General features: G+C 68.1%; 21 protein-coding genes, 1 tRNA gene and 1 pseudogene. 9 read left to right on the top strand and 14 right to left on the bottom strand.

The window, feature by feature from the left end; translation table 11 throughout:
• The first annotated feature begins 119 nt into the window (after positions 1–119).
• Positions 120–860 carry an NUMOD3 domain-containing DNA-binding protein gene (locus DPQ64_RS16800; protein ID WP_115865463.1) on the top strand — a complete coding sequence of 247 codons (741 nt, stop codon included), beginning with the start codon at positions 120–122 and terminating at the stop codon, positions 858–860.
• Between the two features lie 67 nt (positions 861–927).
• Positions 928–1,002, top strand: a tRNA-Glu gene (locus DPQ64_RS16795).
• A gap of 67 nt (positions 1,003–1,069) precedes the next feature.
• Here DPQ64_RS16795 and DPQ64_RS16790 read toward each other — a convergent pair.
• The 5 genes from DPQ64_RS16790 to DPQ64_RS16770 are packed head-to-tail and all read right to left on the bottom strand — an operon-like array spanning position 1,070 to position 9,011.
• The gene (locus DPQ64_RS16790) at positions 1,070–1,927 is read right to left on the bottom strand and encodes a DUF58 domain-containing protein (protein WP_115865462.1); all 858 of its coding nucleotides are present in this window, start codon (positions 1,925–1,927) and stop codon (positions 1,070–1,072) included.
• Positions 1,928–1,946: 19 nt separating this feature from the next.
• Positions 1,947–2,900, bottom strand: coding sequence for an AAA family ATPase (locus DPQ64_RS16785; protein WP_115865461.1), 954 nt, complete (start codon positions 2,898–2,900; stop codon positions 1,947–1,949).
• 41 nt (positions 2,901–2,941) lie between these two features.
• Complete coding sequence (locus DPQ64_RS16780) at positions 2,942–4,585, bottom strand: DUF7502 family protein (RefSeq protein ID WP_115865460.1); 1,644 nt, start codon at positions 4,583–4,585, stop codon at positions 2,942–2,944.
• Complete coding sequence (locus DPQ64_RS16775) at positions 4,582–7,152, bottom strand: VWA domain-containing protein (RefSeq protein WP_115865459.1); 2,571 nt, start codon at positions 7,150–7,152, stop codon at positions 4,582–4,584. Before DPQ64_RS16775 ends, DPQ64_RS16780 begins: the two co-directional genes overlap by 4 nt.
• Positions 7,152–9,011, bottom strand: a complete 1,860-nt coding sequence (locus DPQ64_RS16770) for a BatA domain-containing protein (RefSeq protein ID WP_198662177.1) — start codon at positions 9,009–9,011, stop codon at positions 7,152–7,154. Before DPQ64_RS16770 ends, DPQ64_RS16775 begins: the two co-directional genes overlap by 1 nt.
• Before the next feature lie 310 nt (positions 9,012–9,321).
• Here DPQ64_RS16770 and DPQ64_RS16765 point away from each other — a divergent pair, with 310 nt between their 5' ends.
• Both DPQ64_RS16765 and DPQ64_RS16760 read left to right on the top strand, forming a co-directional pair.
• Positions 9,322–10,326, top strand: coding sequence for a D-2-hydroxyacid dehydrogenase (locus DPQ64_RS16765; RefSeq protein WP_115865457.1), 1,005 nt, complete (start codon positions 9,322–9,324; stop codon positions 10,324–10,326).
• Between the two features lie 81 nt (positions 10,327–10,407).
• Entirely contained in the window at positions 10,408–10,635 is a 228-nt protein-coding gene (locus DPQ64_RS16760) for a glycine zipper 2TM domain-containing protein (RefSeq protein ID WP_115865456.1), read from the top strand.
• Between the two features lie 60 nt (positions 10,636–10,695).
• Here the strand turns inward: DPQ64_RS16760 and DPQ64_RS16755 are convergent, their stop codons facing one another.
• The 4 genes from DPQ64_RS16755 to DPQ64_RS16740 all read right to left on the bottom strand — a co-directional run bounded on the left by DPQ64_RS16755 (position 10,696) and on the right by DPQ64_RS16740 (position 13,679).
• The gene (locus tag DPQ64_RS16755) at positions 10,696–11,019 is read right to left on the bottom strand and encodes a DUF7344 domain-containing protein (RefSeq protein ID WP_115865455.1); all 324 of its coding nucleotides are present in this window, start codon (positions 11,017–11,019) and stop codon (positions 10,696–10,698) included.
• A gap of 46 nt (positions 11,020–11,065) precedes the next feature.
• On the bottom strand, positions 11,066–12,019 hold the full coding sequence (locus tag DPQ64_RS16750; RefSeq protein ID WP_115865454.1) for a winged helix-turn-helix domain-containing protein: 954 nt from the start codon (positions 12,017–12,019) through the stop codon (positions 11,066–11,068).
• Positions 12,020–12,075: 56 nt separating this feature from the next.
• Positions 12,076–13,110: an aspartate-semialdehyde dehydrogenase gene (asd, locus tag DPQ64_RS16745; RefSeq protein ID WP_115865453.1), complete on the bottom strand. Its 1,035-nt coding sequence runs from the start codon at positions 13,108–13,110 to the stop codon at positions 12,076–12,078.
• A gap of 395 nt (positions 13,111–13,505) precedes the next feature.
• Entirely contained in the window at positions 13,506–13,679 is a 174-nt protein-coding gene (locus DPQ64_RS16740) for a 30S ribosomal protein S17e (RefSeq protein ID WP_115865452.1), read from the bottom strand.
• A gap of 156 nt (positions 13,680–13,835) precedes the next feature.
• Between DPQ64_RS16740 and DPQ64_RS16735 the strand changes: the two genes are divergently transcribed.
• The gene (locus DPQ64_RS16735) at positions 13,836–14,303 is read left to right on the top strand and encodes a pyridoxamine 5'-phosphate oxidase family protein (RefSeq protein WP_232820615.1); all 468 of its coding nucleotides are present in this window, start codon (positions 13,836–13,838) and stop codon (positions 14,301–14,303) included.
• An 82-nt stretch (positions 14,304–14,385) separates the two neighbouring features.
• Positions 14,386–14,829 (top strand): universal stress protein, encoded by a 444-nt coding sequence (locus DPQ64_RS16730; protein WP_115865451.1) that lies wholly within the window; start codon positions 14,386–14,388, stop codon positions 14,827–14,829.
• 24 nt (positions 14,830–14,853) lie between these two features.
• Here the strand turns inward: DPQ64_RS16730 and DPQ64_RS16725 are convergent, their stop codons facing one another.
• From DPQ64_RS16725 to cofD, 5 genes are all read right to left on the bottom strand, one after another.
• Entirely contained in the window at positions 14,854–15,537 is a 684-nt protein-coding gene (locus DPQ64_RS16725; protein WP_115865450.1) for a TVP38/TMEM64 family protein, read from the bottom strand.
• 123 nt (positions 15,538–15,660) lie between these two features.
• A complete protein-coding gene (locus tag DPQ64_RS16720) occupies positions 15,661–16,251 on the bottom strand; it encodes a DUF447 domain-containing protein (RefSeq protein ID WP_115865449.1) in 591 nt (196 codons plus the stop codon).
• Positions 16,248–17,096, bottom strand: coding sequence for a triphosphoribosyl-dephospho-CoA synthase (locus tag DPQ64_RS16715; protein ID WP_115865448.1), 849 nt, complete (start codon positions 17,094–17,096; stop codon positions 16,248–16,250). Before DPQ64_RS16715 ends, DPQ64_RS16720 begins: the two co-directional genes overlap by 4 nt.
• Positions 17,093–17,938: a beta/alpha barrel domain-containing protein gene (locus tag DPQ64_RS16710; RefSeq protein ID WP_115865447.1), complete on the bottom strand. Its 846-nt coding sequence runs from the start codon at positions 17,936–17,938 to the stop codon at positions 17,093–17,095. Before DPQ64_RS16710 ends, DPQ64_RS16715 begins: the two co-directional genes overlap by 4 nt.
• Positions 17,938–18,972: a 2-phospho-L-lactate transferase gene (cofD, locus tag DPQ64_RS16705; RefSeq protein ID WP_115865446.1), complete on the bottom strand. Its 1,035-nt coding sequence runs from the start codon at positions 18,970–18,972 to the stop codon at positions 17,938–17,940. The genes DPQ64_RS16710 and cofD overlap by 1 nt, the downstream gene beginning before the upstream one ends.
• Before the next feature lie 389 nt (positions 18,973–19,361).
• On the opposite strand from cofD, the gene DPQ64_RS18970 reads away from it, so the two are divergent.
• The 3 genes and pseudogenes from DPQ64_RS18970 (at position 19,362) to DPQ64_RS16695 (ending at position 22,533) form a co-directional block, all read left to right on the top strand.
• Positions 19,362–19,523 (top strand): hypothetical protein, encoded by a 162-nt coding sequence (locus tag DPQ64_RS18970; protein WP_157971760.1) that lies wholly within the window; start codon positions 19,362–19,364, stop codon positions 19,521–19,523.
• A gap of 83 nt (positions 19,524–19,606) precedes the next feature.
• Complete coding sequence (locus tag DPQ64_RS16700; protein WP_115865445.1) at positions 19,607–20,848, top strand: HD domain-containing protein; 1,242 nt, start codon at positions 19,607–19,609, stop codon at positions 20,846–20,848.
• 107 nt (positions 20,849–20,955) lie between these two features.
• A pseudogene (locus DPQ64_RS16695) lies at positions 20,956–22,533 on the top strand (aldehyde dehydrogenase family protein).
• Positions 22,534–22,605 lie beyond the last annotated feature (72 nt).

Below are 22,605 nucleotides of genomic sequence, written 5' to 3'. Positions count from 1 at the left end.
CTGAACCGCTGCTCTCGAAGGTGGTCGCTGGTTCTCTATCTCGTTCGCGTCGACTGACATCGAGATATTTTACCCCCAGAGCGTAATTTTATAAACGATGTAGTCACAAGTGACTACAGATGAAGCGGTATCGGAACGGTCACTGGCTCGAAGTCAAGTACTGGGATGAAGGGCTCACTCAGCGCGAGATCGGTGAGGAGTGTGGCGTCTCGCCGTCGACGATTCGGGAGTACATGAAACGGTTCGACGTTCCGACTCGGGAGATGTGCGGGGAGAACCACCCGATGTACGGCCGGGAGCGAACCGAAGAGGAGAAGCAGAAAATTTCTGAATCGCTGACTGGTCGGTCGTTCTCCGAGGAGACGAGAGAGAAGATGTCAGAAGCCCACAAGGGCAACGAGATACCAGACGACGTTCGAGAACGGATCGCCGATTCGTTAGAGGGGATTACCCGGCCCGAAGAAACTCGTCGGAAGATGAGCGAATCGACAGCCGGTGAGGAGAATCCCAACTGGCGAGGCGGATACAGCAGGCGGTACGGTTCCGGTTGGAAAATTGTTCGAGAGAAGGTTCGTGAGCGCGACGAGGTGTGCCAGCACTGCGGCCACGGCGGGTCAGACTACCGGCTCGAAGTCCACCACGTCGTCCCCGTTCGAATCTTCCGCCAAGCGGCGCACCTCGAAGTCGGGGACGCACACGACGAACGGAATCTCGTTCTCCTCTGCAACCGGTGCCACAGCAAGGCCGACCACGGGAATATCAAGTTCGACGCGCCGATAGAGCTACTTTTCGAGGAGAAGTCGGACGCCGAAATCGACAGTTCGCGTGTCAAACCACACCACGGCAAGCGATCGAATTAGTGGGCTTTATAAGCGTGCAGGTCAACCGTCAGAATGCGTTCGGGAACACTCCCGCGCGCAAAGGAACGCTCCGTTGGTGTAGCCCGGCCAATCATTCGGGCCTTTCGAGCCTGTGACCTGGGTTCAAATCCCAGACGGAGCATCATTCTGAAGCGAAATAAAACGGATAGACTACGATCCCTCAATTTCGAGTCTCCAGACCTCTCGACTCACTCGAACCACAGGTCGCCGAACGACTCGAAGAACGGTCGGCCGGTGTCGATGCGCTCGTAGCGCGCTCGGAGGTCGCGGGCCACGCCTTCGACGCCGTCGGCGTGGTCGTCGAAGCGCTCACGGTACGACTGCTCCAATCTGTTGCTGACGTACGCACGGAGAGAGTCCTCGGACTCCAGCGCCTCGAAGACGGCGTCGCGCCCGGTCGGGAGGGCCTTTTCTTCGGGCGCGACCACGTGGGCAAGCACGACCTGATTCGACGCGAGGGCTTCCAGTCCGGCGTCGACGGCGTCGAGGTCTGCGAGGAAATCGCTGCAGACCACCACCAGTGCTTTCGAGTCGATGGTCGCGGCGTACTCGGTCAGCGCGGTCTCGAAGTCGGCTTCGCCGTCGGGAGCGACTTCGTTGCACTGCTCGACGAGCCCGAGGACTTCGCCCCGATTCGACCGGCCGCGGTCGAGCCGGTCGACTGTCGCGTCGAACGTCGCGAAGCGGAAGTCGTTGTGCTCGCGGGCGGTCAGGTAGGCGAACCCCAGCCCGAGCTTGGCGGCGTACTCGAACTTGTGGGCGTCGCCGTCGCCGAAGTCCATCGACGCGCTGGCGTCGACCAGCACGTGGAGCGTGAAGTTGCGCTCGGCCTCGAACTGCTTGACGTAGAGTTCGTCGGTCCGGGCGTAGAGGTTCCAGTCGATGAATCGCGGCTCGTCGCCGGGTTCGTACCGGCGGTAGTCCGCGAACGTAAGCCCTTCTCCCACCGCCTCGGTGGTGCGCTCGCCCTGCTGTTCCGACCGGGCGTTCCGGTCGCTGGCGGCCTCGAACCGGGCGAGTTCGTCGAGGAAGTCAGTCGTTATCATCCGAGCAACTCCGTGGGTATCATCGGTCCTCGACCAGCGTCTCGATCACGTCGTCGGCGGTCTTCCCCTCGCGCTCGGCTCGGAAGTCCACGACTACGCGGTGGCGCAGCACCGGCACGGCCATCGCGGTCACGTCCTCGCTGCCGACGTGGGTCCGGCCCTCCACGAGCGCGCGAGCTTTCGCCGCTCGGACGAGCGACATGCTGGCGCGCGGACTCGCGCCGTATTCGAGGTCCTCGGCGCTCCGGGTGTCCCGGACCACGTCCACCGCGAGGTCCCGGAGGTCGTCGGCGATAGGGACCTGATGGGTGAACCGCTGTAGCTGGCGGAGTTCGCCGGTCGACACCTGCGACTCGACGGCGACCGAGGCGTCCACGTCCCGGGTGTACCGGTCGACGATCTCGCGCTCGGCGTCGGCGTCGGGGTACTCGACCAGGATCTTCATCAGGAAGCGGTCGGCCTGGGCCTCCGGAAGCGGGTAGGTCCCCTCCTGGTCGATGGGATTCTGGGTCGCCAGCACGAAGAACGGCTCCGGCAGGTCGTAGGTCTCGTTGCCGGCGGTCACCTGCCCTTCCTCCATGGCTTCGAGCAGCGCCGACTGGGTCTTCGGGGTCGCCCGGTTGATCTCGTCGGAGAGCACGAGGTTTGCGAACACCGGGCCCTTCTGGAAGGAGAACGTCCGGCCGGTGTCGGTCTCACGGACCATCTCGGTGCCGACCACGTCGGAGGGCATCAGGTCGGGCGTGTTCTGGATGCGCGAGAAGGTCAGGTCGGTCACCTCCGCGAGGGTCCGAACGAGCAGCGTCTTCCCGAGACCGGGCGTGCTCTCCAGCAAGGCGTTGCCGTCGCAGAGCAGGCAGGCCAGCACCTGGTCGACCACCTGCTGCTGGCCGACGATGCGGCGTCGGACCTCCGAGCGGATCGCCTGAATGCGGTTCGTCACGTCGTCGATGGCGGGGTTGTCTTCGGTCATTGGTGGGAACGGTCGTCGGTCATGGGTGGAGTAGTTCTGCGTCAGCCGTCCGTCGAGTAGCTGTCCGTCGAGTTGGTTCCGAGTTCTCGGGCGTATCGCTGGACGAGCGTGGCGTCTTCCACCCGGTCGGGCGAGGTGAACCCTGCGCGCTGGGCGTCCACGCTTTCGTCTTCGCCGTCGTCGCCCGCGTCCGAGTCGTAGTCCCAGTCGCGCTCGCCCTCGCCGCCGGGATTCGCGCTGACCGCGGCCGAGAGGTTCTCGGACCCCGCCGAGACGTTGGTCGGGTCACCGAGCACCTCGTCGCCGTCCTGTAGGTCCTCGGTCCGGTCCGAGAACGCGCGCTGGTCGTCGACGACCTCGGCGGGGCCGGTCGCCGCCGGGTCCGAGTCGGAGAGGCCGACGTCGACCCCGACCACCGCGGTCTGGACCGTCGCCAGACTCAACGCGAACGCGACGGCAACCGTGAGTGCGAGCCGGGTCGCGTTCAGCAGGCTCACGCTAGAGGTCTCCCGGAGCCGGTCGAGCACGTCGGCGTACAGCGCCCGCTTCATGGGGTTCGAGCGGTCGTCGGTCGCGGCGTCCCGGGCGGTCCGGAGCGCCTCGCGGACCTCGGGGTTTGCGGCCTCGAAGGCCTCGGCGGCGGGGCGGCGCGTTCGGACGGCCATCTCCGCCACGAGCACGACCAGTCCCGCGCCGGTCCCGACGAGCGTCCCCGCGTCCGGTGCGGGGAGGCCGACCGACTCGAACGACGACGCCGCGATTCCGGTGTCGAGCAAAGACAGGTCGACGACGCTTGCGAGCAGGTTCGCGGCCAGCATGGCGCAGACCGCGTCGACGCTCGCGTAGACGAACGCCGCCTTCAGTCGCTCGCGGCGGATCTCGGCGAGTGCGGCTCCCATCGCGTCGTGGGGCGAGTCGTCGGTCATCGTTGTCCCCCCGCGAGCGGCCAGCGACCGACTCCGGGGATGCCGGTCGGGCCGAGCGTAGTCCTGGGACGACGAGTCCTCTAGCTCCTCGACGCGTTCTTCGAGGCGGTCGATTCGATCTCGGAGGTCGCGTATCGTCCGGTTCTTTCGGTCGAGCATCCGTTGCTGTTGATCTATCGTCTCGTTGAGTCGCTCCATCGTCCGGTTCTGCCTGTCCGAGCGCGTCTCCAGTCGGTCGATGGTTCCGTTGAGTTGCTCCATCGTCCGGTTCTGGGACGCCGAGCGCTCTTCGAGTCGGACGATGGTCTCGTTGAGGTCGGCCGCGAGCTGTCGGGCCGATTCGAGGTCGTTCTGGAGCCTGTCGCGCTCGACTTCGAGTTCCGAGACCTCCTCCCGGAGCGCGGCGACCTGCTCTTGGGACCGGTTCAGGTCGCGCTCGGTCGCGTTGAGTTCTCCCCGGGTAGCGTTGAGTCGTGCTTCGGTCGCGCGCAGCTGTTCGGAGACCTCCTCGATGTCGGACAGTCTGGTCTGGAGCGTCTGGTTGACCCGCTGGAGCGTGGCGTTGAGCCGGTCGATCCGCTGGCGCTCGCGCTGGAGGGACGCCTCCAGTTCGGCGTTCCTGTCGGAGAGCTCGCTGTTCTCCTGTCTGAGTTGGTCGACCGACTCCTCGTAGTAGACGGTCGTTCCGACCAGCCCGACCGACGACAGGGCGACGAGCAGTGCGAGTGCGACGTGGATGGTGTTACCGACGTAGCTCATGGAATCCCCCCGTTACCGCGGTGGTGTCGCAGCCGCCGCACGCAGATCTCGCCGACGAAGACCAGCAGCCCCGCCAGCAGCGCGGCCCAGTCCCACGGCCGCTCGACCCGGCGCTCGCGGGTCGCCTGCCGCCGGACCGCCGACGCGATGGCCGACGCCTCGTCGGCACCGAACGTCCGGCCACCGGTTCGCTCGACCGACCGATTCAGCGCCGGATCCGTCCCGAGTGCGGCGTACTCGGCCGGGTAGTTGACCGCGTACGCGCTTTCGAGAGCCGACTCGTAGCCGAGTTCGGTCGGCACGACCTTGGCCTCGTAACGCTCCGGAGCGACCTCGGAGAACGACAGGGTCGCGTCACCGGGCGGATTCTCACCGGCGTAGACCACGGTCGCCGACTCGCCGACCCTGGTGTCGGGCGCGGCCACGACGCCCGTCGCCTTGCGCTGGGGGTCGCCGATGGCCCAGTTCACCGACCGCGAGAGCAGCAGCGAGTCCGGCTCCGTCCGGAGGTCGCCGAGGCTCCCGTCCGCGCCGTATGCCGTCACCGATGCGACTCGACCGAGTCCGAACCGCCACGTCGAGAGCGCTGGCGCGCCGTACCCGGTCGCGACCAGCAGGTCCGCGCCGTCCTTGACGCTGACCTCGTTGACCCCGGGCAGGCTCGCGGTCGGCTCGACGCCGCGCGTGACGAAGTGGCCGTCGTCCACGACGACCGCGTGCTCGCCCCGATAGCGACGGCTCTCGCCGCCGAACTCCACGCGGAGCCGGTTGGTCTCGTTGGCAAGCAACAGGGAGCCGTCCGTGCGCTCGGCGACCCCGCGGAGCACGCGCTGGTCGACGTTGCCGACGCCGACGCTGACGACCCGGACGCCGTCGTCGGCGAGGCGGTCGGCCGCCGCGAGCGCGGGCTCGGGCGCGCTCCGGCCGTCGCTCAGCAGGATGACCGTGCCGCCGCCCTCACCGAGGAGTTCCGCCGCGCCGGCCAGCCCGGCGTCGACGCGGGTGCCGCCGCCCGCCTGGAGGCTCCGGATCTTGCGCTCGATAGCGCCGCGGTCGGTGTCGAGCGACGACAGGTTGGCGACCCGGTAGGCGTTGCGGTTGAACGCGACGAGGCCGACCTCGTTGCGGTCGCCGAGTTGGTTGAGCACGTCGAGCGCGAGCGCCTTCTGAACGCGCATCCCGGACGACGCGCTGCCCGACACGTCCACCGCCAGTGCGACGCGCGACGTCTCGCCCGAGGAGCCACCGACCGTGACCGGGAGGAGCGACGAGATGCGCGAGTTGCCGTAGTCGCCGCTGTCGTAGGCGCGCTCGCCGCCGACCACCAGCAGGCCACCGCCGCCGATGACGTGATCCTGAAGCGCGGTGACGTTGCCCAGGTCCGGCGCGGCCACGTCGTGGACCACGACCGCGTAGTAGTCGTCGAGATCCGCCGGAATCGACTCCGCGCGGGTCACGTCGTACAGCTCCCGGAGGTACCCCTCGAAGGCGTAGTCCCCACGGCTGACGTACAGCACGCGGGGCTGCTCGACCACCTGCACGGTCTTGCGGTAGACGTCGTTGACGGCGAACGCGTCGTTTCGGGACTCGTTGGCTCCGGACAGGGACGCGGTCATCCGATGTGGCCCGACGCTCGTGAAGTTGTGCGCGACGGTGAGCGAGCCGTCATCGGTGACGCTCCGGGTCGCGACCTCCTCGCCGTCGACGGAGACGGTGACTGTCGCGTCAGTCGGCGTGCCGTGGACCCCGGCCACGCGCACGCCGAACGTGCTCTCGACGCCGACGCTGGCCTTCCGCGGCCCGGTGACGGTCACGCGGGCGTCCGACCGGGTGGAAGTCAGCCGGACTCGGTTGACGGTGGCGTTCACCGAGCGGGCCACGTCGGCGGCCCGCGAGAGCGACGTGCCGCCGGTGGTTTGGCCGTCCGAGACCAGTAGCACGCTCCCGTTCGGCCGGAGGTTGGCGAGCACGGCGTCCCCGACCCGCGACTCGTTGCCGCTGGCGATCGCGACCGGGTCTACCGCAACGCCTTCGTCCTCGATGCCGGCTTCGAGGTCGTCGGCGACCGGGGAGTTGACCTCCATGCTCGCCGACTGGTCGACGAGCATCGTGACTTCCGGGTCGCCGGACGTGGTCGCGGTCGTCACCGTCGTCGGACCCGCGGCCGCGACCACGAGACAGACGATCACGAGCAGGCGAGTCCCGAAGACGGCGAAGCGGGCGCGGCGCGTCGGGGCGTCGGGGCGGGTGCCGGACGATGCGTCCTCGTCGTCGCGTTCTCCCGTTCGTCCTTCGCCGCGTTTTCCCGTCCCTCCCTCGTCACTGCGGCCGTCGAGCGCGGCCGCGCTCGACGGCCGCACGACCAGCAGCCAGCAGAGTACGGCGGCGATGGGCACCGCGACGAGGACGACCGGACGCGCGAACTCGACCGACGTGCCGGTGCCCAGCAGGTCCGACAGGAGGCCGGAGACGGTCGTCAGGACTGCCGAGGCGGGCGTCGGCAGTCCTGATGCAGGCGTGGACAGTCCCGCCGCGCTCGTCGGAGCAAGCCCGGCCACTCCCGCCATCAGAGGTCACCCCGGTAGCGCAGGTAGGCCAGTTCCAGCAGGACGAGCAGTATCGCCACGCCCGCGACCGCGGGGGTCAGTTTCTGGGGCACGGTCGCCGTCTCGGCGTCGGAATCGGCCGACGCCGCCGTCTCGTTTCCGGAGACGGGGGCGGCGGTGACGTTCGACTCGGCGGTGTTCGCGAGCGACGCGGCGTACCGCTGGCCGGCGGCCTCGTAGAAGCCCACCTGTCGGAACGCGAGGGCGCTGGACGTGCTGGTCCCGGTGGGCGTCTCGACGGTGACGTTGCCGCCGAGCGCGAGCGCGGTGCCGGTTCGGCGGTTCGTCGCCGAGAGCGACTGTCGGCCGGTGAGTCCGTACACCGCCCGCTTCCAGAACACCGGATAGCGGTAGTTGCGGTCGAACGACGACGCACCCGCGGGATAGCCGTAGTAGAACACCCGGCCGCCGTCCGACGAATCCGACGAGCCCTCGGGCGCGCCGTTTCCGAGGAGACGGTCGCCCCGCGCGGTCGCCAGCAGCGGCGTCCCGTTGACGGTCCGCAGCAGCGCTTCCCCGGACCGCAGGTCGGCGCGGACGTAGCGTTCCGGTGCCGGAAACGTCACGTCGGCGGTCAGCGGGCCGTCGCTCGGCTGTCGAACGGCGGGGTCGGTCGCGGTACCGTTGGGCGCGACCGGGAGGAGCCCGCCGTAGTCGACCGCCGAGAGGTTCGACTGGGCCTGGATCACCACGCCGCCGCCCTCCGCGAGCGTCTCGCGGGCGAGTTCCCGCGTCCCGTCGAGCAGGCGACCCGGTTCGACCCGGCTGAACACCACGACGTCGTAGGACTCCGAGATGGACGCGGGCGGGCGCTCGACGGTCACGTTGGTGCCGCGGACGACCGACAGCGCGGTTATCAGTGGTCGGTTCGGCTCGTTGGTAACCACCAGCACGTCGACGGTCGGGTCCGACGGGGCCGCGACGGGAATCCGGTCGTCGACCGGGAACGAGTCGCCGGGCGAGAGCCGGACTCGCCCGCCGTCGGCTGGAACGGGGAACGTCGCGGTGGCGACCTCGCCCGGCCGGAGGTCCAGCGACCGGGTCGCGTCGCCGAGGCTCACCTCGCGGGTCACCTGCCGGTCGCCGAAGTGCTTCACCCGGACCGACGCCGTTCCGTCGGAGAACGAGTAGTCCACGAGCCCTACGTTGTCGGCCCCACCGCGGTCGAACTGCCGGAGCGCGACGGTGTAGCCTCTGGCCCGGGCGGACGCGACGGCGGGTTCCCAGTCGTCGCTCGCGAAGTCGCTCGCCACGACGATGCGGGCGTCCTCGCCCGCGACGGACGCGGCCCGGTCGACTGCACTCCGGAGGTCGCCCGGCGCGCCGGTGACCGAGAGTCCGTCGAGGCTGGTTCCGGCTGCTTCGGGCGAGACGCGCCGGGCGACGACCGCGGTCTCCGCGCCCGCGACGACCACCGAGGTCTCGCCCGTCGCGGCGTCCTTCGCGGCCGCGACTGCCCGGTCGAATCGGGTGGTCCCGTCGGCCGCGGTTGCCATGCTGGCGCTCGCGTCCACGACGACCACGGTTTCGGAGACGGTTCTGGTCTCCGAGACCGGTACGTACGGCGCCGCCAGCGAGGTCGCGAGCGCGGCTACCGCCAACAGCTGGATCAGCAGGAGCGCGTTGCGCTGGAGTCGGCGGAGCGCGGGGTGTCGTCGGCGCTCCTCGCGATTCCCGGCGAGGAACTCGACCGCCGGGAACCGGACGCGCTCGGGGTCTGGTTCGAGCAGGTAGAGGGCGAGGATGGGAATCGCGGCCGCGAGCGCTGCGAGCCCGAGCGGCCGGAGGAAAACCGACGAGAGAACATCTACGGCGCTCACGACAGATCTCTCACCCCTGCAACGAGCGGGAACGTTCGAGATGGACGAGCGCGGGACTGTCCTCGGTCGGTGGTCGGGCGGCGGGGTCGGAACATCGTTGGCGTGGTCGCCCGCTGAAGTTCTGGAGGGCCACGGGCGCTTAGCTGGTTCTGGAAGCGGATTCTGTAAATACCTTTTCATCACCTAGGAATCGGAGAGCGAGGAACGGCCGTGGCTCCGCAAATCGGACGACTCCGTTTTCCTCGACGCCTCTCCGCTCGACGTTCCGGTTCGAACGATAATTTATCCCCCTGTGACGAACCCCACACATATGCCCGACGAATCAACTGGCTCTTCCGACGCTTCAACCATCTCGAACGCATCCGACGCGCCAGACGTACTCGTCCTGCGGCGCGGAACGCACGGCATGCCGGTCGAGGAGTACGTCGAGGAACTCCGCGGGCGACTCCCGGACCGAGACGTCCGGCTGGCGCGGACGCCCACCGAAGAACGCCGACTGGTAGAGCACGTCCCGGTCGTCACCGGGCTGTCGTTCGAGGCGGACCTGCTCGACCACGCCCACGGTTTGACGCTGTTCGCCTGCGCGTACGCGGGCACGGGCCACCTGCCGATGGACCGTCTCGAAGAACGCGGCGTAGCGGTCACGAACGCCTCCGGAGTCCACGGGCCCAACATCGGCGAGCACGTCGTCGGCAACCTGCTCGTGTTCGCCCGGCGGCTCCACGAGGGGTGGCGACGCCAGCAGAGCCGCGAGTGGCGACAATTCCGGTCCCACGAACTCCATGGCAGCACCGTCACGGTGGTCGGACTCGGGGCCATCGGCCAGTCCGTGGTCGAGCGCCTGCAGGGGTTCGGCGTCGACACCATCGGCGTGCGCTACACCCCGGACAAGGGCGGGCCGACCGACGAGGTGGTCGGATTCGACGGCCCGGCGTTCGAGGACGCCCTCTCGCGGACCGACTACCTCGTGCTGGCCTGCCCGCTGACGGAGACGACCCGCGGGCTGATCGGCGAGTCGGCGTTCCGGACCCTGCCGCCGGACGCCGTCCTCGTGAACGTCGCGCGCGGGCCGGTGGTCGACACCGACGCGCTGTTGTCTGCGCTCCGCAGCAACCACGTCCGCGGCGCGGCCCTCGACGTGACCGACCCCGAGCCGCTGCCCGAAGACCACCCGCTCTGGAATCTGGAGAACTGCCTGATAACGCCTCACTGTTCGGGTCACACCCCCGAATACTACTCGCGGCTGGCCGACATCGTGGCCGGGAACGTCCGGCGACTAGACGACGGCGAGGAGTTGACGAACCGGGTGGTGTGATGTCCGGGCGCTTCGCCGTCTCTCGCCATCGGTCCCCGAACCGGTAGCTACATTTATCCGCCCACGGCCCGACGTTCGAATATGCGAAACCGTCTCAAGCGAATGCTGAACCGAGCGAAGTACGCGGGAATGGGAGCCGCAGTCGGCGGGACGCTGGGCGGACTCGTGAGCCGGAACGCAGCGAGCACCGGAGCCAGCGTGGGCGCGCTCGTGGGCGCGGCCATCGGCGAGAAACGGGGTTCCGTCGACGCCGTCGTCCGCCAGATGCGAGAAGAGGACCCGAGCGAACGACTGCTCGCCAGAAAGTGAGGCGAGGCCGCCACGCCCGCCCGCGGTCGATCCGTGGATCGACCGCGGGCGGGCGTGGGGCTACCTCTGACCGTCCATTCTTCGCTCTATCGAGTCCAAGAACTGGAAGAAGCGCTCGCCCTCGTCGGTGAGCGTGACGGACTGGGAGTCGAGATCGTATCGGATCGCACCCTCGGTAGCCAGTTTCGGCAGGTGAACGTGATACAGCGCGGCCTCTATCCGCTCGCTCGTGCGTCGCTCGTCCTGCGCGAGCGTCCGGGCGATTTCCCGCCGCGTCGCCGTTCCCGATCCGTTCGCCAGCGTTCGCAGGATGGCTCTCCGAGACTCGTTTTCGAGTAGCGAACACGCCGTCGCTACGTCTACTTCGGACTGGATTTCGGGCACGAGCGTTGATTGTTCCTTGTTACCTATCAACATTAGCCGTAGCTCGTTACGCTAAATTATCTGACTTTTCTACGTGGAGAACGTCGAGTTCGTCGTCCATCTCGACGACCAGTTCGTCCTCGTCGACGGGGATGGTCACTCGGAAGCGGTACGGTTCGGTCCCGACGACGGTTCCGGTCACTCGCTCGACGAACCGGGCGTTGTCCCACGTGAGCTTCCGGAACGGTATCTTCTCGTCGAGGCCGTGGTCGTGGTAGAAGGCGGCCACCGCTGGATGGTTCAGCGCGGCGAACCACACCACGGACCGCCGACTGTACTGACAGCGCTCGCACTCGAAGATCGACCACACCTCGAACCGGTTGTCGCAGCTCGGACACATTCCCGACTCACCGACGCGGTGGTCGCCGCAGATCTCGTAGGAGATGGCGACCTGTCCCGCACACTCGGGACAGATGCCCTTCATCATGGGCGCGACCTTCGAGTCGTACAGCACGTGGGCCGCGTCGATGGCCTCCTCGCGAGTCCGACCGTCGAGTCCCGACGGCGGGAACTGGTAGTGCATGTACGCCCCATCGGGGTACTCCCCGCCGACCACGCCGCTGCACTCGGTACACCGCACCGAGATGACTTCCTCCTCGTAGGCCATCTCGACCGTCGCGCCGCAGTAGGGACACCGTTCGTCTGTCTCCGCGGGCTGAAGCGAGGGTGCCGACGTGATGGTTCCAGTGAGGACGGCGCGCACGACCTGCTCGCCAGCGAACCGAAGGTCGTACCCCTCGCCGGTCTTCCGCACGAAGTGGTCGGTCAGCTTCCCGAGGTGGTAGCTGAAGTTCCCCCTGTCGTTCGGTGCCACCGCCGCGCGGAGGTCGGCGAACGAGCGGGGCTCGTCGGCCTCCCACAGCGCCCGAAGTACGTCCATCCTCGTCTCGTTCCCAAGGATCGCGAACGCCTCGGTCGCCGCGATCGCTTTCGTGTCGAGGTCGTCCGCGGGGTCTGCCATACCGCCACATGCGAGCCGCGAAACAAATGCCTTGGGTAGAGTTAGCAAAGAACGTCCTACAGCCAGCCGTCGCTCCGCAGCAGTTCGCCGTTCAGCACCGCCGCGCCGGCCGCGCCGCGGATGGTGTTGTGCGCGAGCGTGTTGTACTGCACGCCGGCGGGCGTCGTCTGGACGCCCCCGGCCGCGACGGCCATCCCGCCGCCGAGCGTCCGGTCGAGCCGGGGCTGTGGCCTGCTCGGGTCGTCGAATACCTCGATGAGCGGGTCTGGCGAACTGGGCAAGTCGAGGCTCTCGACCGCGCGGAAGGCGTCCTCGACCTCCTCGACGCTCGGGTCCTCGGCGGTCTCGGCCCAGACGTTCTCGAGGTGGCCGTCGAGCGTCGGCACCCGATTACAGGACGCCGAGACCTCGGCGTCGTGGCGCGAGAGCTCCGCGCCGTCGAACGTGCCGAGCAACTTGCGCGACTCGGTCTCCATCTTGTTCTCCTCGCCACCGATGTGGGGAATAGCGTTGTCGATGATCTCCATCGAGCTGACCCCCGAGTAGCCCGCGCCCGAGACGGCCTGCAGCGTCGCGACGTGGACGCGCTCCAGCCCGAACGAATCGAGTGCAGACAGCGTCGGCACCATCGTGATGGTCGAGCAGTTGGGGTTCTTCACGACCGCGCCGTCCCACCCGCGCTCGTCGCGCTGGACCTCCAGCAGGTCGAGGTGGCCTGGGTTGATCTCGGGGATCACCAGCGGCACGTCCTCGGCCAGTCGGTCGTTCGAGGAGTTCGAGGAGAGGACGTAGCCCGCCTCCGCGAAGCCGGGTTCGACCTCCGCGGCGACGCCGGAGGGCAGCGACGAGAACAGCAGCTCCACGTCGTCGGGCACTGCGTCGGGGTCGGTCTCGCGAACGGTCAGATCCGCCGCGCCGGAGGGAATCGGCGAATCGACCCGCCACTTCGCGGCCTCGCTGTAGGAGAGGCCCGCGCTCGATTCGCTCGCGGTCACGGCCGCGAGTTCGAACTCCGGGTGACCGTCGAGCAACTGGATACATCGCTGGCCGACCGCACCGGTCGCACCGAGGACGCCGACTCGTACACTCATGATGTTGGGGATACGGCTTCGGGCCGAGAAAACGGTTTGGGTATCACCGCTTCTTGCACCTGTTTCTCCCGAACGAGGTCGCTGCAGTGAGGCGGCAATCTGTCGAAGGGGAGCGGCAATTCGTGGCGCAGGAGACGCCGACCAGCCGAACGTAAAACACCGTTTCGTGCGATAAAACATTCCACGGAGAAACACCGCAATCCGCCGCGAGCGAACGTGAGCGAGCGGACCAAGGGAGGACCAACGGGACGACCGCCGTGTCTTCGGGAGCGGAGCGACCGAAGGCTCGTCAGAGCTTTGCTCTGACGGCGTTTTTGGTCGAGCTTTTACAAGAGCGCGAGTCGGGCGAGCCTACGGCTCCTCCGACTCGCGAACGCAGTAACAGGTCGTAGTTCTTACTTTTTCCGGGTGACGTAGCCCGCGATGCGGTTGCGGACGCCCTTCGACTCGATGTTGGTCAGCTTCGTGACGCTCTCCTTGTTCTGCTCGAAGTCGGCCGTGAACGCTTCGGGGTATCGGTCCAGCAGTACGTTCCCCGTCTTCTTGACGTAGTCGGGTTTGATCGGCATGCGTTACAGTCCACGACCGGAAACTAAGTGCGTTGCGGTCTGGAATCGGTCACGGGGTCGAACGCGAGTTCGGACTCGCTGTCGTCACTCCCGGAGTAATCTTCGGACGACACTCGACGCGGAACTCATGGGATAGACTATGTAGATCCGCGACGTATGACGACCGTGAAACACGTCGACTTCGCCTACACGCGCGGAATGGACGACTCGGAGATCGAAGACCGACTCCGGACTACGGAGACGGGGGTCCTGTCGCTCTGCAGTGAGGGTGACGCGTACGCGATCCCGCTAGCGCACTACTACGACGGCGAGAACCTCTACTTCCGCATCGGAGAGACCGAGGGGAGCGAGAAGCGCGAGTTCATGCGGTCACCAGGAGACGCGCGTTACGTCCTGTACGGGACGGAGGCGACCGACGACCCGAGGGAACTCGACTCGTGGAGCGTCCTGGTCACCGGTCGACTGGCCGAACTGGACGAATCCGGCTACGACCGGTTCGACACCGCCGAGATCAACAGGCGGTTCTCGCCGATCCGCGTGTTCGACGAGGACATCGAAGACGTGGAGATCACGATCCTGAAGTTCGTCGTCGACACGATAACCGGCCGGGCGACCCCGTCCTGAAACGTGTCTGCTCCGACAGGGCAACCGTTACGAGGATTCGCTTACTACTCACGTACGCCGATTCCCCGTGAGGAGACATTCGATGTACGAGACCATTCTGGTTCCGACCGACGGTAGCGAAGGCGCGACCGCCGCCGCCGAACACGCGTTCGACCTCGCGGACCGCTACGGTGCGACGGTTCACGTCCTGTACGTCGCCGACGTCCGGATGAGTCCGATCAGTTCCGGAATGGACCGCGAGGAGGTTCTGGACCTGATCGACGCGTCCGAGGAGAATCCGACCGGGCCGATTCTGGAGCGTGCGGACGACCGCGGCGTTTCCGCGGTCGAGGCGATCCGAGTCGGGGTCCCCGACCAGGTCATCCGTGAGTACGCCGACGAGCACGACGTCGACCTCGTGGTGATGGGAACCCACGGACGGACGGGACTCGACCGCGCTCTCCTGGGAAGCGTGACCGAGCGGACGGTCAGGACGAGCGACGTTCCCGTGCTGACGGTTCCGTTGTCCGGCGAAGCGTCCACGTGACGGATTCGTCCGAACGGCGACGGTTCACCGCACGCCGACCAGCGACAACACCCGCTCGCGGTTCAGTAGGCCCCAGATCGAGGCGACGGCGAGGCCCACGAGCAACAGCATCCCCAGAACCACGTTCTCGTCGGCCAGACTCGCGCCCGACACGTTCACGAGGGCGTACGCGGGAGTTCGACCGACGAACGCCACGACGACGAGTTTCCAGAGGTCGACGTCGGTGAGCCCAGCCAGGAAGCAGATCGCGTCGTCGGGTGGCCCCGGAACGAGGAACACGACGAACAGTCCCACCAGGCCCGCGTCCGCGACGAACGCGTCGAAGGTCTCCATCACGTCGTCGGACACCACGCTCTCGACGAACGAGCGGCCGTATCGCCTCGACAGCCAGAATGCGACGGTGCTCCCGATAGTGAGTCCCACCATGCTGTACACCGTTCCCAGGACGGCACCGAACAGGTAACCGCTGACCAGTCCGGTCACTTGCCCCGGGATCGGAGCGACCACGACCTGCAGCGCTTGAATCGCGACGAACACGAGCGGGGCCACGACCCCGAACCCGGCGACGAACTCCCGGAGTTCGGTCGCGTCGGTGAGAAACGGAGCGTACGTGCGGACGGCCATCGTCAGCCCGCCGAACGCCGCGATGGCAACGAGTACTGCGACGACGAACCGTCGCCGGGCCGCCGCAGATTCGAAGACGTTCACCTGTAGCTCTGGTCTGTAATTAGAGTACCCCGACGAAAACATTCCGACTCGCTGGCACTCTCGGCGAGGACTTCGCGTTTCGAGCGGGGGCGGTCCTCGTGGTTCGAGCGGGGCCGTCCGGAACTACGCGTCGACGAGAGTCCTCAATCGCTTTATCGCCCGGACGGCCCGTTCGTCGCCGCAGGACGTGGCGACCTCCTCGAAGTACGCCAGTCGCTCGCGGAGAGACGCCTGGTCGTAGGCGTCCACGTCGAGCCGCGAGGCCGCGACCGTGGCCTCCACGACCGCGTTGAACCCCCGCGAGATGGTCGGCACGGTCTCGCGCTCGACGCCCGTTTCCCTCGGCAGCAGCTCCCACGCCTCCCACTCGGTCCCGCCAGACTCGCCCGCGTCGACCTGCTCGGCGTCGACCTCGACCCACGCGTCCGCGGCGTCGAGCACCGGCTCGTCCACCTCGGAAATCGAGAGCGTCGCGTCCACGAAGACGACTGGGTCGCGGGTGAACTGGACGTAGCCGCCGCCCTGCCGGTGGAAGTTACGGCGCGTCCGCGTGTTGCCCCACGTCCGAGCGGTGACCGGACGCTCCGGGTCGCCCGGCGGATGCAGGCCGAGCGCTGCGACGTTCCAACGGTCGTTCGGACCGAGCGTGGTCACGACCGACTCGGTGACGCCACGGAACTCGACCGGCCAGTCGGAACCAGAAGTCTCGCTCACACCGTCACCTCCCCGCGGGCGAGCGCGACGAACAGTCCGGCGGCGACGATGTCGGCGGTCGTCCCCGGATTGATGCCGTCCTCGACCAGCGACTCCGCGAACGCCTCGACCACCTCGGGGCCGCCTTCCAGCGCCTCCTGTGCGCGCACCCGGACGCTCTCGGCGACCTTCGGGCCGTGCTGCTTGGCGACGAGCGTGTCGGGCTCGCGGGCGAGCAGTTCGAGGTACGTCCGCGCGCCGATAGCCGACGCGGGGGCCGAGTCGGCCAGTTCGGCGAGCCTGTCGGCGGTCCAGAAGGTGCGCTCGAAGCTGCCGGTCCACTCGGCCGCGACGTCGTCGTCCTCGTCGCCGAGCGCGAGCACGTCGTACAGGGTCAGGTCGCGCTCCTCGACCGCCGGAATCGCGTCGCTGCCGCGGCGCACGTCCAGCGCCTCGGCGTCCTTCGGGGGGTCGTCGACGTACACGTCCGCGTGGTCGAACGCCCGGTAGAAGTCCGCGGCGTCCTCGGTCGTGGTGGACTCGGCGACTCGCGTCACGTCTTCTGGTGTGAGGTCGCCACGGGCCTCCGCGGTGGCTTTCACCAGCGGGACGAGCAGCAGTAGCGCGCCGAACTGGGTGTTGCCGCCCGCCTGCTGGCTCATCCCGGCGACGGCCTGCTCGAACGCCTCGCCCACGGGCGCGCCCTCGCCCGCCGCGCGCAGGCCCAGCCCCGCGCCCACCGCGCCCGCGAGGAAGTGCTCGAATCGGAGGTCCGGGAGGTCGCGCGCCCGGTCGACGTTGCCGGGCTTGGGCGTGCCCGCGACCTCCAGCAGGAGCGCAAGCTGGGCGTTCTCCGCGGCGTTCATCGCGGCACCTCCGCTGGGGCTCGTGCGAACCAGTCGTCGGTCGCCTCGCGGACCCGCCGGAGGACGGCAGGATCGTCGCTCGGCCGGCCGACGCTAACCGCGTCCGCGCCGTAGGCCAGATACTCCCGGACCGTGGCCTCGTCGCGCACCTCGTTGTTCGCGATCACGAACAGGTCTGTGCTCGCGGCGGAGGTGGCCGAGGTCGCAGAGGTGGGGGGGGGGGGGGGGGGCCCCCCCCCCCCCCCCCCCACCTCCGCCACGACTTCCTCGCTATCCATCGCGTCGACGTGGATGGCGTCGGCTCCGGCGTCGGCGACAGTACGGGCGATTTCGGCGAGGTCGACGCCCGGCACCTCCGCGCGGACCTTGACGCTCACGGCCGCGGTACTCGTATTTCGCTCCTCCTCGCGCGAGCAGGTCGCGGCCGCGGCCGCGACCTGCTCGCGCAGTCGGTCGGGGTTTCGGAGCAGGGACTCGCCCGCGCCTGCCGCACACATCTCGTCCTGTCGGCAGTGGGCGTTCAGTTCGAGGATCGCTCCGTGGTCGGCGCAGATTCGGGCGACTTCCCGAATCGGTCCGAGCGAGGCCGACCGGACGTTGAAGCCGGGCCGGAGGTCGGCGTCCGCGAGCGAGCCGAGTTGCCGGTCCACGAACGCGATGGGCTCGTCGGGCAGGAACTCCTCGCGGTCGCGGTCGACCATCTCGCGGGCGGCCTCGCGGGTCGGCTCGTCGAGCGCGATACCGCCGAGGAACGCCGCGCCGGCGAACGATTCTGCGGCGCGCGCCCACTCGGCGTCCGCCCGACCGCTGAGGCTGGCCAGCGCGAGCCGTGGCTCGAACATCACGCCACCTCCGCGCCTGCTCGGGAGAGTGCTTCTGCGGCAGCCTCGGCGACTCGGCGCGCGTCCGCTGCGTCGTCCATCCGGGTGTCGGTTCTGACCGCGGGGCGGTCGAGATGGGTCCCGTCGGCCTCGTCCAGCACGAAGGCGTCCGCGAAGGGGTAGGCGTCCGCGACGCCCCGCGTCGAGGGCTCGTAGCCGACCGCGTCCATCAGTTTCGCTGCGGGCCCGGAGAACACCTCGTCCTCGACGAACGGCGAGACCGCGACCACGGTCGTCTGGTGGAGCGCTTCGCGCAGTTTCTCGATGGCGACCATCGGCCCGATGCTCGTGACGGGGTTCGAGGGGCCGATCACGACCGGCCCCTCCTCGATGGCTCCGAGCGCGGCTGGCGAGGCGTCTGCTGACTCGGCTCCGCGGAACTCCACGTCCGCGACCTCGGGGTCGGCGCGGTGGGCGACCCAGAACTCCTGGAAGTGCATCTCGGCCGCGAAATCGGAATCCGAACTCGAACCGTCCACGGTGTGGACGATGCTCGCCACCGGGTCGTCGCTCATCGGCACCACGTCCACGGGCACGTCGAGCGCGGCCGCGAGCGTTCGCGTGACCTCGGTCAGATTGTGGCCCTCGTCGAGCAGGCTCGTCCGGGTGAGGTGGACCGCGCGGTCGCGGTCGCCGATCTCCATGAACTCCGCGACGCCCGAGAAGCGCCGCCAGTTCGCGATATCGCGGCCCGTGTTCTGGGCCTCGTCGGACAGGTATCGCGGGCCGGAGTCGAGCCCTGCAGCGTCGGCCAGCGCCCGCAGCTCGTCGTGGGTTTCGGTCGTGTCGTCGGCGATACCCCACCAGCGCTCGCGGTCGAGCACGCCGCCCTGCTCGAAGAGCACGGTGTCGACGTCCGGGCAGACGAGCAGACCGCCGAGTTCCACGTCGTCGCCGGTGTTGGCGACGACGGTTGTGTCGGCCGGGTCGAACACCGACTCGGCTCCCGCGAGCAGTTTGGGGGTCCCGGTTCCCCCGGAGAGGAACGTCGTCATGTGGGGACCTGCGTGTTCGGAGGGGTAAATGGTTGTGCTGTTTTTCGGATGCGTATCCGGTGGTCGTCGTTGCTTATACATGAACTGGACCGACCTTCCCCACCAGCGCGGTGGCTCAGCGCTCTGCACCGGCGCGCGCTGGCGTCTTGGCGAGCGACGCGAGCCACGGCTCGTGGGAGCGTGCTCCCACGGCGTCTCGACGAGTGAAACGAGTCGAGGGTCGTCAGCGCGTGCGCTGACGGCGCTCTCGTGGGCCGCGCAAAGCGCTCGCCGGAGCGGAAAGCCGAAATCAGAAGTTAACAAGAAATCAGTAATAAGTGAGACCGTCGCTAATCGTCGCCGTAACGCAAGTACGAATGAGTTTTCACCCAGTCCACGCTTCGGAGAGTATGGACTGGCGAATCGTCGTGGTCGGATTCGTCGTGAGCGTCGGTTTCGTCGTCGGATGGCTGGAGTTCGGCACGCTTAGCGGGGCCGCTCTCTCTGTCGTCTTCGTGGCCGGACTGTTCCTCGCCGACTGGGCTATCGACAAGTACGCTTACGCGCGGTAAATCGAGTCGTTCCGAGCAATCAGACCGTCCTTCGACCCATCTACTCCCGGCGCTTTTTATACCAAGGCGCCGAAAGGTGAAACATGAAGACCATCAAGGACAGCGTCCACGACCACATCGAGGTCGAGGGCGTGGCCCGCGAACTGCTGGACACGCCCGCGGTCCAGCGACTTCGTCGCATCAAGCAGCTCGGGCCCGCCCATCTGGTCTACCCCTCGGCGAACCACACCCGGTTCGAGCACAGCCTCGGCGTCTACTACCTCGCGTGCGAGGCGCTCGACCATCTCGGCATCCAGGGCAAGCAGGCCGAGCGCGTCCGCGCGGCGGCCATCCTCCACGACATCGGCCACTGCCCGCACAGCCACGCCATCGAGGAGGTGGTCCACCGCCACACGGGGAAGTACCACGACGACGTTCACGAACTCCTCGCGGACGGCGAGGTCGGCGACGTGCTGCGCGAGCACGGCCACGCGCCCGCGACCATCGCGGACCTCATCGCCGGCGAGGGGCGACTCGGCCAACTCGTCGCGGGCGAACTCGACGTGGATCGGATGGACTACCTCGTGCGGGACGCCCACCACACCGGCGTGCCGTACGGCACCATCGACCACATGCGACTGGTGCGGGAGCTCACGCTCATCGACGGGGAGCTCGTGCTCTCGGCGGGCAACGTCCCGACCGCCGAGAGCCTACTCCTGGCGCGGGCGCTGATGAACCCGACCGTGTACAACCACCACGTCACCCGCATCGCGCGCGGCCTCCTCCAGCAGGCGACCGAGCGCCTGCTCGAAGCCTCGGACGTGTCGCCCGAGCGACTCCGCCGGATGGACGACGCCGACTTCCTCGTGGCGCTCCGAGACACCCCCGAGACGGCCGAGTTCGCCCGGCGGCTGAGCGACCGGAACCTCTACAAGCGTGCGGTCTGGGCCGAGATGGCCGACGTTCCGGACGCCGTCATCGACGCCGACTACGACAGCCTCCGGGAGTACGAGGCCGACGTGGCGAGCGAGGCGGGTGTCGACCCCGGCGAGGTGATCATCGAGGTGCTGGACCGCCCGAGCATGACCGAGTCCGAATCCCGCGTCATCGTCAACGGAGAAATCAGGCGGCTCGACGACCAGTCCGCGCTCGTGGCCGCGCTCCAACACGTCCAGCGCGAGCAGTGGCGGCTCGGAGTGTACGCGCCCGGCGAGGCCACCGATGTGGTGGGCCACGCCGCCGAGTCGGTGCTGGGGCTGGAGACCGACGGCGCGCTCGTCAACGAGATCGGGACGCCCGGGACCCCCACCACTCTCGACGAGTTCCAGTCCGGCGCGAGCAACTGAGCGAAGTCGGTCCCTGCCGTCTTCGAGCGGCCGTTCTGTCATTGACGCGCCGCGCACAATCCGAATAGACAGTAAATATAAGTCCGAGAAGATTGTTATAATTACACATGGCGACCGAACGCCGACCTCGCTCGGAGTCCGACAGTTCGGCCGCATCGCTCGACGGCCTCGAACTCGCGCCCGAAAGCGGCTGGAACGCCATCCACGTCGACGGCGAGTGGCGACCGCAGGGCGACCGGGACGCCCACGACGTGGTAGACCCGACCGCGCGAGCGCCGGTCGGGAGCGTACCGGCGAGTACCCGCGACGACGTGGACGAGGCGTATCGCGCCGCCGACGCCGCCCAGCGCGAGTGGGCCGACCGCTCCCCCGAGGAGCGGGCCGGAATCGTCGCCGACGCACGAGAACTCGTGGCGGAGTACCGCGAGGAGTTCGCGCATCTGTTCGCCGTGGAGTGTGGCGGCGCGCGACTCAAGGCCGAGATCGAACTCGACCTCACGGAGGGAACGATGGAGGTCGCCGAAGGGTTCGCCGACGCCGCCGAGGCCGATTCTGGTTTGAACGATGCTGCTTCGGCCGACGGCGTCGCGGCGGAGGGCGTCGAGGAGCGCGAGTCGGTGATCGACGGCAAGCGCAACCTCGTCTTCCGTGAGCCGGCGGGGGTCGTCGGGGTCATCTCGCCGTGGAACTTCCCGCTGTAGCTCTCGATGCGGGCGGTCGCACCCGCCATCGCACTGGGCAACAGCGTGGTGCTCAAGCCCTCGACTCACACCGCGGTCGTCGGCGGCCTCGCGCTCGCCCGACTGTTCGACGAGGCGGGGCTCCCCGCGGGCGTGCTGAACGTCGTCACCGGTGAGGGCTCGACGGTCGGCGAGGCGGTGGCCGGCCACCCCACTCCCTCGGTCGTCTCCTTCACCGGTTCGAGCGAGGTCGGCCGGGAAGTCGGCGCGACCGCGGTCGAAGGCTTCGCGACTCCGGCGCTCGAACTCGGCGGGAACAACACCCACGTCGTCACGGCCGAGGCCGACCTCGACCGCGCGGTCGACGGCGGGGTGTTCGGCTCCTTTACTCATCAGGGACAGGAGTGCATCTCCATCAACCGCCACCTCGTTCACGAGTCGGTTTACGACGAGTACGTCGACCGACTCGCGAATCGGGCCGCCGAGCTTCCGATGGGCGACCCCCGCGAGGAGCGGGTGGTCGTCGGCCCGGTCCAGAACGGAGAGCAGCACGAGAAAATTGTGGACCTGATCGAGCGGTCGGTCGAGCAGGGCGCGACCGTGGAAGCCGGCGGGAGCAACCACGACTGGTTCGTCGAGCCGACCGTGCTCTCGAACGCGACCAACGACATGCCCGTCGCCCGCGAGGAGCACTTCGGCCCGGTCGCGCCGGTCATCCCCTTCGGGACCGACGAGGAGGCCATCGAACTCGCGAACGACACCGAGTACGGTCTCTCGGGGTCGGTCCACTGCGATGACGTCGAGCGCGCGACGGAGATCGCCCGCCGGCTCGACACCGGGATGGTCCACGTCAACGACCAGCCGCTGAACGACGAGCCCCACGTCCCGTTCGGCGGCGTCGGCGCGTCGGGCATCGGCCGGTACAACGGCGAGGCCATCGTCCGAGAGTTCACCGAGACGAAGTGGATCTCGTTGCAGGAGGAGCCGCGGGACTATCCCTTTTAACTACGAGCTTTTGACCACCACCTTTTTTCTTCGTCGGGTTCGCGCGGGTTCGGCCGCGAGCGGCCGAACCCG

This window comes from Halorussus litoreus (genome assembly GCF_003382685.1).
In the GTDB taxonomy this organism is placed as follows: Archaea; Halobacteriota; Halobacteria; order Halobacteriales; family Haladaptataceae; genus Halorussus; species Halorussus litoreus.
This window is presented reverse-complemented; position numbering and strand designations above follow the sequence as displayed.